Source organism: Cesiribacter sp. SM1 (assembly GCF_020178975.1).
Lineage (GTDB): Bacteria > Bacteroidota > Bacteroidia > Cytophagales > Cyclobacteriaceae > Cesiribacter.
The window spans coordinates 41099-54714 of record NZ_JAHXBU010000093.1 but is presented as its reverse complement, the minus strand read 5'-3'; the positions used below and the strand labels follow the sequence as shown (position 1 = coordinate 54714).

At 49.1% G+C, this 13616-nt stretch carries 13 protein-coding genes; 10 read left to right on the top strand and 3 right to left on the bottom strand.

Annotation, left to right across the window (positions count from 1 at the left end; all coding sequences use genetic code 11):
- Positions 1-56 precede the first annotated feature (56 nt).
- Both KWJ01_RS22140 and KWJ01_RS22135 read right to left on the bottom strand, forming a co-directional pair.
- Positions 57-1889: an ABC transporter ATP-binding protein gene (locus tag KWJ01_RS22140; RefSeq protein ID WP_224999308.1), complete on the bottom strand. Its 1833-nt coding sequence runs from the start codon at positions 1887-1889 to the stop codon at positions 57-59.
- Between the two features lie 205 nt (positions 1890-2094).
- Entirely contained in the window at positions 2095-3798 is a 1704-nt protein-coding gene (locus tag KWJ01_RS22135) for a capsule assembly Wzi family protein (protein ID WP_224999307.1), read from the bottom strand.
- 148 nt (positions 3799-3946) lie between these two features.
- On the opposite strand from KWJ01_RS22135, the gene KWJ01_RS22130 reads away from it, so the two are divergent.
- Positions 3947-4726 carry an ADP-ribosylglycohydrolase family protein gene (locus KWJ01_RS22130; protein WP_224999306.1) on the top strand — a complete coding sequence of 260 codons (780 nt, stop codon included), beginning with the start codon at positions 3947-3949 and terminating at the stop codon, positions 4724-4726.
- On the opposite strand, the gene KWJ01_RS22125 is transcribed toward KWJ01_RS22130, so the two are convergent.
- A complete protein-coding gene (locus KWJ01_RS22125; protein ID WP_224999305.1) occupies positions 4692-5147 on the bottom strand; it encodes a response regulator in 456 nt (151 codons plus the stop codon). The genes KWJ01_RS22130 and KWJ01_RS22125 overlap by 35 nt on opposite strands.
- Before the next feature lie 183 nt (positions 5148-5330).
- Between KWJ01_RS22125 and KWJ01_RS22120 the strand changes: the two genes are divergently transcribed.
- The 9 genes from KWJ01_RS22120 (at position 5331) to KWJ01_RS22080 (ending at position 13557) form a co-directional block, all read left to right on the top strand.
- Complete coding sequence (locus KWJ01_RS22120) at positions 5331-5573, top strand: type B 50S ribosomal protein L31 (protein WP_061990247.1); 243 nt, start codon at positions 5331-5333, stop codon at positions 5571-5573.
- Between the two features lie 137 nt (positions 5574-5710).
- Positions 5711-6919: a GlmU family protein gene (locus tag KWJ01_RS22115; RefSeq protein WP_224999304.1), complete on the top strand. Its 1209-nt coding sequence runs from the start codon at positions 5711-5713 to the stop codon at positions 6917-6919.
- A 132-nt stretch (positions 6920-7051) separates the two neighbouring features.
- A complete protein-coding gene (locus KWJ01_RS22110) occupies positions 7052-8263 on the top strand; it encodes a DNA polymerase III subunit delta' (RefSeq protein ID WP_224999303.1) in 1212 nt (403 codons plus the stop codon).
- Between the two features lie 23 nt (positions 8264-8286).
- Entirely contained in the window at positions 8287-8751 is a 465-nt protein-coding gene (locus KWJ01_RS22105; protein WP_224999302.1) for a RimK/LysX family protein, read from the top strand.
- Positions 8748-9662, top strand: coding sequence for a 30S ribosomal protein S6--L-glutamate ligase (rimK, locus tag KWJ01_RS22100; RefSeq protein ID WP_224999301.1), 915 nt, complete (start codon positions 8748-8750; stop codon positions 9660-9662). Before KWJ01_RS22105 ends, rimK begins: the two co-directional genes overlap by 4 nt.
- A 73-nt stretch (positions 9663-9735) precedes the next feature.
- Complete coding sequence (gene hemC / locus KWJ01_RS22095) at positions 9736-10668, top strand: hydroxymethylbilane synthase (protein ID WP_224999300.1); 933 nt, start codon at positions 9736-9738, stop codon at positions 10666-10668.
- Positions 10669-10671: 3 nt separating this feature from the next.
- Positions 10672-11415: a hypothetical protein gene (locus KWJ01_RS22090; protein ID WP_224999299.1), complete on the top strand. Its 744-nt coding sequence runs from the start codon at positions 10672-10674 to the stop codon at positions 11413-11415.
- A gap of 373 nt (positions 11416-11788) precedes the next feature.
- Positions 11789-12646, top strand: a complete 858-nt coding sequence (locus KWJ01_RS22085; protein ID WP_224999298.1) for a peptidylprolyl isomerase — start codon at positions 11789-11791, stop codon at positions 12644-12646.
- Positions 12643-13557, top strand: coding sequence for an SDR family oxidoreductase (locus tag KWJ01_RS22080; RefSeq protein WP_224999297.1), 915 nt, complete (start codon positions 12643-12645; stop codon positions 13555-13557). The genes KWJ01_RS22085 and KWJ01_RS22080 overlap by 4 nt, the downstream gene beginning before the upstream one ends.
- The last annotated feature ends 59 nt before the right edge of the window (positions 13558-13616 follow it).

The following is a 13616-nucleotide window of genomic DNA, read 5'->3' as shown; positions in this document are numbered from 1 at the left end:
AGAGATTACTTATAGTAAAGAATTGGATAACAGAAATTTTGTTAAAACTGCAGGCGCTACACAGTCTGCATTAAGGTGAGTTTCTTGTACAAACCCTCCTGCTCCAGCAGTTCTGCATGGGTACCTCGCTCTACAATCCTGCCCTGCTGTACCACCACAATCTCATCGGCATGCTGTATGGTGCTCAGGCGGTGTGCAATTACTATTGAAGTCCGGCCCTGCATCAGGTTGGTGAGTGCTTCCTGCACCAGGCGTTCCGATTCAGAATCGAGGGCCGAGGTGGCCTCATCCAGAATAAGAATGGGCGGATTTTTTAGTACAGCCCTGGCAATGCTCAGGCGTTGCCGCTGCCCCCCGGAGAGGCGGCTGCCCCGCTCACCAATCAGGCTCTGGTAGCCCTCCTCGGTTTGCATGATAAAATCGTGTGCATTGGCAATTTTGGCAGCGCGAACTACATCTTCCTCCTTTGCATCGGGCAGGCCAAAAGCTATGTTATTGAAAATGGTATCGTTAAACAAAATGCTTTCCTGCGTTACTATGCCCATCAGGCGCTGCAAAGATTCCACATCATAATCGGTAAGAGGGCGGCCATCCAGCAAAATGGCGCCTTCGGTGGGATCATAAAAGCGGGGTATCAGGTCGGCCAGGGTAGATTTACCACCACCCGATGGACCAACCAGCGCAATGGTTTTGCCTTTCTGAATCTGCAGGTTAACGCCTTTTAACACCCGCTTGTCTTCGTAGGCAAAAGAAACACTGCGAAACTCAAGACTGTGGTCAAAGCTGTTCAGTGCTATGGCATCTGGCTTATTCTGGATCTGAGGTACCACATCGAGCACCTGGAAAATACGCTCACCGGCCGAAAGTCCGCGCTGAATGCTGGTAAAGGATTTGCTGATGGCTTTACCAGGCTGCAGCACCTGGGTGAAGATGGCGATATAGGTAATAAATTCAGAAGCATCCAGAGCGGCATTGCCATTCATGACCAGCGAGCCTCCGTAAAGCAAGATGCCTACCACAAAGAAAATTCCCAGAAACTCCGAGATAGGCGAAGCCAGCTCGTTGCGGCGGGCCATATGAATGTTCACATCGCCGTAGTGATCTACTTCTTTGCTGAACCTGTCGAAAACAAAGCCCCTGGCTGTAAAAGCCTTTACCACACGCATACCACCGATGGTTTCATCCAGCATGTTTACAATACGCCCCAGCGACTCCTGGCTTTCCTTGGCCTTTTTCTTAAGTCGCTTGGCAATGCCGGATATAATATAACCGGAAATAGGAAGCACCAGCACCGTAAAGAGGGTAAGCTCAACAGAAAGGGCAAACAGCACAATAAAGTATACGATAATAGTAGCCGGCTCCCGGAAAAAAACAGTAATGCTGTTAACGATAGAACCCTCCACCTCCTGCACATCATTGGTGATGCGTGACATAAGATCGCCTTTGCGCTCATTGGTGAAGAAGCCCAGGTGCAGCATGCTAACCTTATTAAAAATAGCCTTGCGCAGGTTACTCACCGCCTGTACCCGTATGTACGCAAGCTCTATGTTTGAGAGGTAGGTAAACACGCTGGTTAACAGGGAAGATATCAGGATAACCACACAAACAAACAGCAGCGCACCAAAGGTACCATAGTTAATCTCCCAAAGATTCAGGTAATAATAAAACCAGTGGAGCACATAATCGATGGTAAGGCTGAAATCGGGCTTTTGGGTGTAGCGGCCCAGCTCTTCGGGGGTTAACTGATCAAACAGCACATCGAAAATTGGCTTAAGCAGGGTTAGCCTGGTTACACCAAAAATGATGGAAAGCAGCGTAAGTACAATATATTTTGGAACACGGGCATTCAGGGGCCGCGCATAAGAAAGCAACCTAAAGTATAAATTCATTCCCTACAGGTCTTTAACTATCCGCAAAGGTATGGATTTTAATCTTTAGTTGTTTGGGAACAGCTACCAATGGCAACTTCATTACCATAGCTAATAAGAAGAATTCCCTTAGGATAAGGGTGGCAGTGGTGCCATCTTATCCTAAGGGAACATCAGCTTTTATACAGGCAGCACTGCCCGGGAGAAAGACTTAAGCGAAGCTGTGCTAAAACAGCTGATTCGTACGGGCCATATTCCAGCGCATACCAAATTGTATCAGCTGGGTGTTACGGTCTTCACGGCCTTCGGTTTCCAGGCGGCGCAGGGTATAGCTACCCTCCAGCCACAGGCGGTGGGCCAGCATATAAGAAAGCTGCAGATCGCCCAGCAGAAGCTTATTAGCAAGTCCCTGCCCTATTTCGTTGCCTTCGTTTCGGGTGCGTGTGGTGTAGCTTATGAAAATATCGCCACCATAGTTCTCCCCTTCTGGATCGGTACCATAATCGGCAGTAAGCAGGGTACCCTCCAGCACCAGGCGGGGCAGCGGCTGGTACGTTAGCCTGCCCAGCAGCTCGTTGAAGTTGGCACCCAGCGGATGGGCCAGGGGCTGACCGTAATTGGTGTAGCTGGTGTAGTTGCTCTGGTGCGAGTACATAAAGGGGCGTGCCCTGTTCCACTCCAGCTGCCCATCGAGATTAGGAATACCAAACACATTAATATACTTAGCACCCAGCTGCGAAGACCATTTGTTGCCCCACCAGCCATTACCCTGGCGGTAGGCATCGAGCAGAAACTCATCGAGCACAAACTGGCCATGCAGCTGAAAACGCTTAAAGAGGTTCCACTTTGCATCCAGGCCAACCAGGGCATTATCGTTACTGCCGCCATACTGCTCTACGGCCCTGTAAAATATTACCGGGTTAAAATAATCTACTTCAATGCCATTGCTAACGGCATCACCACTCATAATAGCCTCAAAAAGGCCAATATTAAAGTTGTCGGTAATATTAAGGCTTAGGTGGTGCAGGGCATAAAACTTCTTGGGGTAGTTTACACTGCCTGCAGAACCAGAGTTGGTAGCCTCAATATCTCCTCTTAGCTGCGCAAACAGGTTGGTGTAGTTAAAGCGCCACACCTTTGTTTGTATTTTGATGTAGGGGAACGCCGGGCCATAGTCGGAAAGGATCATGGAACGGATACCATTACCGATATGAAAGCGCTCGTGCCCCACCTGCAGGTTAATGCTGCGGATGGGGTTGAAGCTCACATGCCCGCGGGCGGTGAAGAAATCGTGGCCGGCCTCACCAAAGCTTTTCCAGAAAGCTTCGCCGGGCACTACCTTTCTCTCGCTAATGCGCTCCCGCACATAAAACGGAAAGCGCGCCTGGTTTTCTGCTAAAAAGCTGTAAATGCTTACTTTATCTTCAATATTTGCCCTAATCTCTACACCACGGGTGTTACGGTAGGTTTTTGGCTGATCACCATTTTCCACACCAGCCTGCAACCACAGCACTGGCTTGATGCTCAGGTTAAAATCTTTTGTAGCTACGCTGAAGAGGTCGGGCGTGCGGCTGTAGAAATACTTCAGGATAGGCTTGCGCTCTACCTGGTCTCGCTCACTCCACTCCCAGTTATCGTTGGCCAGGAACTGTATGTTAAACTTATCTACGGCAGAGCCACTGCGCTGCAGGCTGTCGTACTGCGCATCAACAAACTGCGCTATGGGCAAACGGCGGTAAGGCTTATAGCTGGTGTGATAGGGTGCAAAACTGCCGCTTCCTATCTCGTAACGGTCCAGCAAATGATAATAATAATTATCGATAGGGGCCATGGCACCCTGGGAAAACCCTTTACCAGACACACCCAGCAACAGGCACAATAATAAGCAGGTGCGTATATGCAGCCCCCGGTTTCCCATTATACTATTCATAAATTGACTCTTCAGTAGAATAAATTGAATATGCTAAGTTGCGCAACAATTTTGTACTACCCAAGTCTGCCGCATTTGTTCTTGTACACCGTAAGGTTTTATACTGATTTACACAGAACAAAACCACCATCTGCAGGCTTCTTAAGGTATGCTGGGCGCAATAGCTGGAGATATTATAGGATCTGTATACGAGTTTTCACCTGTTAAGCGGACTAATTTTCCGCTGTTGCAGGAAAAATCTGCTTTTACCGACGATACTGTGCTAACGGTGGCAATAGCGGAAAGCCTGCTAATCGGTAAAAGTTATGCAGCCGCACTAAAACACTGGGGCCGCCGCTACCCTAATGCCGGCTATGGCAAAAACTTCTACCAGTGGCTCATGAGCCGCTGCAGTGTGCCTTACGGCAGCTGGGGCAACGGCTCGGCCATGCGTGTTAGCCCTGTAGGCTGGGCCTTTAGCACACTGGAGGAAACGCTTAAACAGGCTACGCTAACGGCCATGCCCACCCACGACCATCCGGAAGGCATCAGGGGAGCCCAGGCGGTTGCCGGTGCCGTATGGATGGCCCGCCGGCAGCATTCAAAAGAAGAGATCAGGGATTGGATTGAGCATGAAATTGGATATACACTTACTGCTACGGTAGCAGAAATAAGGCAAAGCTACACTTTTGATGTAAGCTGCGCCGGCTCGGTACCGCAGGCCATTCAGTGCTTCCTGGAGGCCGGTAATACCGAGGAGGCTATACGAAATGCAGTATCACTCGGAGGCGATGCCGACACCCAGGCCTGTATGGCAGGCGCCATTGGAGAAGCCATGTGGGGCATTGATAAAGCACTGGAGGCCGCCGTACTGGAACACCTCCCCGAAAACATGCTGGAAATTACCGAGCAGTTCAGGACCCGCTTCGCTGGTCAGAATCAGAAGTAACACTATCCTTAAAGTGGCGGGCTATTAAGGTTCTGAACTTATCTACGGTAAGCGGCTTGGTAACCAGCTCCTTTATTCTTGAATAACTGGCCGCACGCTTTACATCCCGGCTATCCAGAGTAGAAGACAGCAGGAAAATATCTACTGGCATTTCATTTAAAAAGCCCTCATCCTGCAGCCTGTCCAGAAATTCAAAGCCATCCAGGATAGGCATCTTAATATCCATGAAGATAATATCGGGAAGCTCAGCGGGCTTTGCTTCTGCCAGTGAACGTAAATGATCATAAGCAGCGGGACTATCCGAAAAAAAAGTCAGCGTTAGGTCCTGTTCATCAGCAAACAGCTCCTGCAGAATAAAATTATTGATTTCATCATCATCAATAAAGAGTAACCTTGTCTTCTGCTTATTTTGAAACACCATGATCTTCTGTAAATCCCGAAATACTTCCCTAGTCTATTATTCAATTATGTATTAAACGTACACTTATTCACAAAGTTAAGCCTGTTAGGGAATTAAATAGAGCCTTGTAAAGTTTTCTTTTTAATTAAACATTTTATCCTTATCTTTGTGCCCCTAAAGAAGTGGCAAAAAGAGACTTTGGTTATGAAAAAAGAAATTCACCCAAAATACAACGAGGTTGTTTTCATGGACACTACGAGCGACTTTAAATTCCTGACGCGCTCAACCATGACCTCTAAAGAAACTATCGAGTGGGAAGATGGCAAAACTTATCCTGTAATCAAAGTGGAAGTTAGCTCTGCCTCACACCCATTCTACACCGGTAAGAAAATATTCCTGGATACTGCCGGTCGTGTTGAAAAATTCAACAAGCGTTACAAAAAGTAATAGCAAGGCTGGCATTAGCCCTGCCTACCGATCTTTTAAAAAAGCCTTCTGTTCTGAACAGAAGGCTTTTTTATTAGTAGAAGTTTAAAGGGCTGATTTACTACCCTGCTGTTCGCTTTTGTTTTAATTTTGTCTCCATGAATCTGATTCTTTTCGACGACACAACGCTGCGCAAGCAACTACTGCCTCTTACTTTTACCCGTCCTGTTGCCGCCCTTAGGTGTGGCATTCTAACACTGGCAGAAAAGTGGCAGTACCTGTTGCCTGCTGCCGACATCAGCTACCTTACAGAAGAGTACCTGCAACAGAAATTCAAGCTGGTAACAGCATCGGATAATATACTGGCAAACGGAGCCATATGCCCCTCTGCTGCTCTAACCAAAAAAATTGAACAGCTACAGCCCGGCGAATGCCTGGTACAGAACGGCACCATACTGGCTTTCAGAGGCAGTGGTCATGTAGTAGATTTATACCGCAGCGGCTCTTTTACGCCTGTTCAGGAGCTGGAGTGGCCTGAGCCTGTTACCATCATAGCGCATCCCTGGAATATTTTCGGAAATAATGGCGAGCAGCTGCGGTCAGATTTTAGCATAATCACCAAAGGGCGCAGTTCTGCAGGCATTAACGATGTGCATACACGCACCTATAACGAAGAAGATATTTTTGTTGAAGAAGGCGCAAAAATAAGAGCAGCCATACTTAATGCAGAAGATGGGCCCATTTACATAGGTAAAGGCGCACAGGTGCACGAAGGCGCTATTATAAAAGGTCCTTTTGCCCTGTGTGAGCACTCAAATGTTAACCAGGGAGGCAAGATGCGGGGCGATACTACTGTTGGGCCTTATTGTAAAGTTGGCGGAGAAGTGAACAATTCAGTAATTCTGGGCTACAGCAACAAAGGCCATGAGGGCTTCTTGGGCAACAGCGTGCTGGGCGAGTGGTGCAACCTGGGTGCCGATACCAACAACTCCAACCTCAAGAACAACTATGCCAACGTAAAGCTCTGGAGTTACAAAAAAGGAGGTTTTGTAGATACCGGCCTGCAGTTTTGCGGCCTTATTATGGGCGACCACAGCAAGTGCGGTATCAATACCATGTTTAATACCGGTACGGTGGTGGGCGTTAGCGCCAACATCTTTGGCGATGGCTTTCCGCGTAACTTTATTCCTAGCTTTGCCTGGGGAGGTGCCAATGGCTTTACCACCTACAAATTTAGTGCTGCCATGGAAACTGCCGGTCTTGTGCTGGAAAGACGCAAACTAAGCCTCTCCGAAGCAGATCTGGCCATTATGCAGCATATATTTGATCAAACAGCACAGTACAGGGTTTGGGAAAGTAAAAAGTAGTGACGGTATAAGGGCTTGAGGGATTGGGCAATATCCGCCGCTCAGCCATCAGCCATAAAAATAACCGCAGCTACAGCCACTCCCCCAGAACTCACAAAATCACTAAATTACCAACTCATAATTAATTGACCTGTGCGCTTTGCAGACATAACCGGATTGGAGGAAGTAAAGGAGCAACTAGTTAACTCTGTGCAGGCCAATCACCTGGCTCATGCGCTCCTGTTTGTGGGGCCCGAGGGCTCTGCCAACCTGGCCATTGCCCTGGCTTTTGCTACCTACCTGCAGTGCACCAACAGGGAAAAAAGTGCCGATGCCGCTGCTGATGCCGGCCCGGGCTTGTTTGGCGGGCCTCCTGAGCCTGCTCCTGCCAAGGCAGCTGTTGAGGTAAGCAGGGATGCCTGTGGCGTTTGCCCCTCCTGCCTGAAAATGGCAAAATTCCAGCACCCCGATGTACACTGGGTGTACCCGGTTTCCTCTACCAGCACGGTAAAAGGAGATAATGCAGTAAGCAAAAGCTTTATTACCGAGTGGCGGCAATTCCTGGGCCAGAGTGCCTATGGCTCCCTCGGCGAGTGGCGGCATCTTTATGGCGGCGAAGACAAGCAGGTAAACATCAGCAAAGAAGAAAGCCGCAATATTATTGGCAGCCTTATGCTTAAAAGCTATGAAGGCCCCTACAAGATCATGATTATCTGGCTGCCCGAATACATGCACCCTTCTGCTGCCAATGGCATTCTTAAAATACTGGAAGAACCGCCGGCCAAAACAATTTTTATACTGGTAACACACGATACGGAAAAGCTGCTGGCCACTATTCTATCCAGAACCCAGCTTGTAAAGATCAGGGCCTTTAGCGATAATGAAGTTGCGCAGATCCTCATTCAGCAGCATGAGGTACCAGAAGAAAAAGCCAGCGCCCTTGCCCGGCTTGCTGCCGGAAATTTACAGGAAGCACTGCGGCTGGCCACCGAAGCTACAGATGAAAGCTTTGCTCTTTTCCGCGACTGGATGCGCCTTTGCTACGAGCGGCAGTACAGCAAACTGGTGAGCTTTTCTGATGATATGGGCAAGATGGGGCGCGATTCACAGCGTAACCTGCTGCTTACCGGCCTCAACCTTTTGCGCGAAACTTTAGTTTATCCATATGCAAGCGGTGACCTGGTACGGCTGCAATCTGAAGAACTGGCTTTTGCCGAGCGTTTCAGCAAAGTGGCTACACCATTAAAGGTGCAGCATATGGCCGATCTGCTAAACCAGACTTTGTACTATCTTGAGCGGAACGCCAATCCTAAAATTGCCCTGCTCGACCTGTCGCTAAAGCTGACAGGTATTCTAAGGACTTAGCGGGGTAACCGAATCCCTTTAGCATGAAAAAAAAAGTTTCTTCTAAAGACCTTCGCGTCATTGGCCGAACAGACATTGTAGATTTGCCGGACCTGGGCTTACACAACGTTGATGTAAAGATAGACACCGGCGCCTACACCTCTTCCATCCATTGCTCACGTATCAAAGTTATCAAAGAAGCAGACGGTACCGAAGTAGTTACCTTTACCATTCCAGGCTCAAAACTGCACGAAAAAGGCATTCACCGTTTTAAAGTCAAAGATTTTGAAGAAAGAAGTATCCGAAGCTCAAACGGTCACCTGCAAAAACGATTTATAATACAAAGCCACATTGTTATTTTCGGAAAACGCTACCAGGCCGAATTTTCCCTGGCCGACCGCAGCAGCATGAAATTCCCGATACTGCTGGGCCGCCAGCTACTAGGCAAACGATTTTTGGTAGATGTAAGCAAAACCAACCTGTCCTATAAAGAAAAAATTAAAATATGAACATAGCAGTTCTCTCCCGCAATGCCAACCTCTACTCTACCAAACGGTTGGTAGAGGCTGCACGGCAACGGGGTCATGAATGTCGGGTACTGGACCACCTGCGCTGCGACATTATCATAGAACAAAACAATCCTGTACTACATTATAAAGGCGAGCTTATCAAGAACATAGATGCCGTGATACCACGCATAGGGGCCTCTGTTACCTTCTATGGCTCTGCCGTGGTGCGTCAGTTCGAGATGATGAACGTTTTTACCACCACAAAATCTCAGGCCATTGTACGCTCCCGCGATAAACTGCGCAGCATGCAGATTTTAGCCCGCTCCGGTGTAGGCCTGCCAAAAACAGCCTTTACCAACTACAGCCGCGAAGACAAATACCTCATTGAAGCCGTAGGCGGCGCACCCCTTGTAATTAAGCTACTGGAAGGCACCCAGGGACTGGGCGTTGTACTGGCAGAAACCCGCAAAGCAGCGCAATCGGTTATTGAGGCTTTTCATAACCTAAAGGCACGTGTAATTGTGCAGGAGTTTATTAAGGAAGCCAAAGCAGCCGATATTCGTGCGTTTGTGATTGACAACGAGGTTGTGGGCGCCATGCGCCGGCAGGGCAAGGAGGGCGAATTTCGCTCTAACCTGCACCGGGGTGGCAGCGCTGCCGTTTATAAATTAAGCCGTGAGGAAAAAGCAGCCGCCTTAACGGCCGCCAAGGCCATGGGCCTAAGCATTGCCGGCGTTGATATGCTGCAGTCTAACCGCGGGCCGCTGATCCTGGAGGTTAACTCTTCCCCGGGACTGGAGGGCATAGAACAGGCAACCGGCCTCGATATAGCCGGAAAAGTGATCAAGTTCATTGAGCGGGAAAGAGGCGCAGAGCCTAAAAAAAGAAAAAAATCGCCTACAGATGCGTAAGTAGGTATGAGGTGTGGCCTGGCTCCAATACCTCTCCTTTATTTCTGTTGTTTTATATTTAGTAATTACTGACATGAAGATAAGAATTGGAACCCGCGGCAGCCGTTTAGCCCTATGGCAGGCATACTATGTTGCCGATCTGTTAAAGGCCGGGGGTATCGAGACAGAACTGGTTACCATAGATACCCGGGGCGATAAAATTCTGGATGTATCCATTGCCAAGATTGGCAGCAAGGGTGTGTTCACCGAAGAAATTGAAGAGCAACTGGCAAGCGGCAACATCGATATTGCCGTGCATAGCGCCAAAGACATGCAGTCGGAGCTGCCCAAAGGCTTTTCACTTATTGCTTTTACCGAGCGTGAAAAGGAAAATGATGTGATCATCAGCCACCGCAACGACCTGGAGCTGGATAATCCGGAGAAGCCGCTACGCCTGGGCACCTCCTCTACCCGCCGGGTGGCAACACTAAAAAAATACTATCCGCACGCCACCCCTGTTTCTGTACGTGGCAACCTGCAAACCCGTATCCGCAAAATGGAAGAAGGCGATTGCGATGCCCTGCTGCTGGCTTATGCAGGCGTGCACCGCATGGGCTACGAGCGTATGATTATACGCCACCTGCCAATGGATGAGTTTATACCGCCTGTAGGCCAGGGTAGCGTAGCCATAGAAGTGCATGAGCAGCTCGATCCCCAAAAGCGCGACCGTGTTCGGGAATTGATCAACCACCCCCATACCGAGAAGCGCCTGCTGGCTGAGCGCGCTTACCTGCGTCGCCTGCAGGGTGGCTGCAGCGTACCTGTTTATGCGCTGGCACAGCTGGAAGATAGTACCATCAGCATTCGCGGGGGGGTTATCAGCCTCAACGGCCAGGAAAGAATAGACATAACTGTTACAGGCCCGGCCACCGAGGCAGACAGCCTTGGCACCTCACTGGCAGAGCAGGTATTAGATGCTGGTGGCGAAAGAATCCTTAGGCAAATCAGGGGAGAAATGGCCCATTAACAAATGAGCCTTACCCAGCTGCTCTATGATTTTTTTGAACGCGCCTGGCCTTCAGCAGCGCTCTGGGCCTTTCTGCTTCCCGCGGCACTGCTTTATGGTATGGCTGCGGCCTGGCTGGCAGGCTGGCTGCGGGTACAAAAGGAGTGGCGTGTGGGCTACACCCGAAAGCTTTTTCATTTCCTGATCTTCACTGCTGCCGGTGTGCTGCAACTGGTGTGGGGGCTGCCGGTGGTGGTGGTGTTTGGCACGGCCATTAGCTTGCTGGTGCTGTGGGCGGTTTATAAAGGAGCGCAAAGCCCTTTTTACCTGGCACTGGCACGTCCATCCGATGCACCACAGGAAAAACTGTTTATTCTGATACCGCTGCTCACCACCGCAGCAGGCGGGGTACTGGCAAATATTTTTTTTGCCCAATGGGCTGCCATTGGCTACCTGGTTGGCGGCTGGGGCGATGCCGTGGGCGAACCTGTTGGAAGCCGCTGGGGAAAGCACCGCTACAAAGTGCCCTCCATGGCCGGAGTAACCGCCACCCGCAGCTTTGAAGGCTCTGCAGCGGTTTTTTTTGTAAGTGCAGTTGTAGCCTTCATAGGCCTGCAGGCACAGGGCTTACCGGCTGAAACAGCACTCTTCTACGCCCTGCTGATAGCAGGGGCTGCCACAGGCATAGAAGCCATCAGCACCCATGGTCTCGATAACCTTACCATACAGCTGGCTGCCGCCGGAACAGCCTACTGGCTTGTCAGTTAAATAATAAAGGAGTAGATGAGCAGCCCGTCCGGGGCGCGTAGCCGCTGCCCTGAAGAAATAGCCTATACTCCCAGATTACATAATACTCAATACATAATACTCAATACATAATACTCAATACATAATACTCAATACATAATACTCAATACATAATACTCAATACATAATACTCAATACATAATACTCAATACATAATACTCAATACTCAATACTCAATACTCAATACTCAATACTCAATACTCAATACTCAATACTCAATACTCAATACTCAATACTCAATACTCAATACTCAATACTCAATACTCAATACTCAATACTCAATACTTTTTAAAAGAATTACGTATTTTTCAGCCCAATCTTTAAAAGCTCTTTCATGAAACGGTACTTTCTATTTGCGCTTTGTTCATTCCTGATATTCTCCTGCGCCAGCGAAAAAGATTACCTGATCACTTTTCAGACCCGCTACGGCAACATGAAAGCGATCCTTTATGATGCCACACCACAGCATAAGGAAAATTTTATAAAGCTGGCCCAGAGTGGTGCCTACGACAGCACCACCTTCCACAGGGTTATCAGGGATTTCATGATTCAGGCAGGCGATGTAAATGCCAAAACTCCCGACGAAACGCCAATCGATTATACCATTCCTGCCGAATTTAACGATACGCTTATCCATGAAAAGGGTGCATTGGCTGCCGCCCGCCAGGCCGACCAGGTAAACCCGAAGAAAGAGAGCAGCGGCAGCCAGTTCTACATCATCCAGGGGCGCACCTTTACCGAAGAGGAGCTGAATGCCATGATGTACAACCGCAAGGCCCAGCAGCAGCAGGATCTTTTTCGCCGCCTCTTAGGCAAGGAAGAGTACGCTGACCTGCGTAAGGAGATTATTCAGCTGCAGCAACAGGGCAATTATGCCGCCATTCAGGAAAAAGTTGAAAACTCCGGCGACCTGATAGAAAAAGAATTTGGTCCGCAGCCGGATTATACCCTAACCGAACAGCAGCGTCAGGCGTATACCACCGTTGGCGGTGCTCCACACCTCGATCGCGATTACACCGTTTTTGGCCAGGTAGTAGAAGGCATGCCTGTGATAGATTCTATTGCTAATGTAGTAACCGGCGCAGCCGATAAACCGGTAGACGATGTGTATATGACCGTTAAGGTAGAAGAATTAAGTAAAAAAGAATTAAGGAAACGCTACAGCGAATATTACTCCGCAGAAAAGAAATGAAAAAAATACTGATAACCGGCGCCAATGGTTTGCTGGGGCAAAAACTGATTACCCAACTGGAAGGTGATACTTACTGGAATGTACTAGCCACCTCCCGGGGTGAAAACCGTCTTCCGGAATCATCTATTGCCTATCAGAGCATGAACATAGAAGACCGCCATGAGGTATTTGAAACCATTGCGGCCTTCAGGCCCGATGTAATTCTGCATACGGCGGCCATGACGCATGTAGACCAGTGTGAACAAAACCGCGAAGACTGCTGGCGTGCCAACGTAGAAGCTGTTCAGCACCTGGTAGCAGCAGCCGAACAAACAGGTGCTTTTCTGCTGCACGTTTCAACAGACTTTATTTTTGATGGCGAGGCCGGACCTTACGACGAGCATGCCGAACCTGCACCGGTTAATTACTATGGCGAGAGCAAACTGGAAGCCGAAAAGCTGGTGCAGCGCTGCCAGGCGCCCTGGGCCATTGCCCGCACCGTTTTAGTGTATGGCATTACCAACAGCCTGAGCCGCTCCAATATTATTCTCTGGGTAAAGAACAGCCTGGAGCAGGGCAAGCCTATCAAAGTGGTAGACGACCAGTGGCGCAGCCCAACCCTGGCCGAAGATTTGGCAGCCGGCTGCCTTCTGATTGCCAGACAAAGAGCCGAGGGCATCTGGCATATTGCAGGCAAAGACTTTTTATCGCCTTACCAGATGGCGGTGATGACGGCAGACTACTTTGGCCTCGACAAAAGCCTGATGACACGTGCCGACAGCACCACCTTTACCCAGCCTGCGCTGCGCCCACCTAAAACAGGCTTTATTATTGACAAGGCACGCACCAAACTAGGCTACGAACCACACAGCTTTGAAGAAGGCATTGCCATAGTAGCCCAGCAGATAAAGGAGCTGCAGGAGCAGGAATAAGCCTCTAAAAAAGGCTGTTTATTCCAAATAATTGTTATTTTAGCCGTTATACCCTTAAA

Coding starts and splice junctions, on each gene's coding strand:
- KWJ01_RS22140 (WP_224999308.1), bottom strand. CDS start 1,889: ATGAATTTATACTTTAGGTTGCTTTCTTATGCGCGGCCCCTGAATGCC.
- KWJ01_RS22135 (WP_224999307.1), bottom strand. CDS start 3,798: ATGAATAGTATAATGGGAAACCGGGGGCTGCATATACGCACCTGCTTA.
- KWJ01_RS22130 (WP_224999306.1), top strand. CDS start 3,947: ATGCTGGGCGCAATAGCTGGAGATATTATAGGATCTGTATACGAGTTT.
- KWJ01_RS22125 (WP_224999305.1), bottom strand. CDS start 5,147: ATGGTGTTTCAAAATAAGCAGAAGACAAGGTTACTCTTTATTGATGAT.
- KWJ01_RS22120 (WP_061990247.1), top strand. CDS start 5,331: ATGAAAAAAGAAATTCACCCAAAATACAACGAGGTTGTTTTCATGGAC.
- KWJ01_RS22115 (WP_224999304.1), top strand. CDS start 5,711: ATGAATCTGATTCTTTTCGACGACACAACGCTGCGCAAGCAACTACTG.
- KWJ01_RS22105 (WP_224999302.1), top strand. CDS start 8,287: ATGAAAAAAAAAGTTTCTTCTAAAGACCTTCGCGTCATTGGCCGAACA.
- rimK (WP_224999301.1), top strand. CDS start 8,748: ATGAACATAGCAGTTCTCTCCCGCAATGCCAACCTCTACTCTACCAAA.
- hemC (WP_224999300.1), top strand. CDS start 9,736: ATGAAGATAAGAATTGGAACCCGCGGCAGCCGTTTAGCCCTATGGCAG.
- KWJ01_RS22090 (WP_224999299.1), top strand. CDS start 10,672: ATGAGCCTTACCCAGCTGCTCTATGATTTTTTTGAACGCGCCTGGCCT.
- KWJ01_RS22085 (WP_224999298.1), top strand. CDS start 11,789: ATGAAACGGTACTTTCTATTTGCGCTTTGTTCATTCCTGATATTCTCC.
- KWJ01_RS22080 (WP_224999297.1), top strand. CDS start 12,643: ATGAAAAAAATACTGATAACCGGCGCCAATGGTTTGCTGGGGCAAAAA.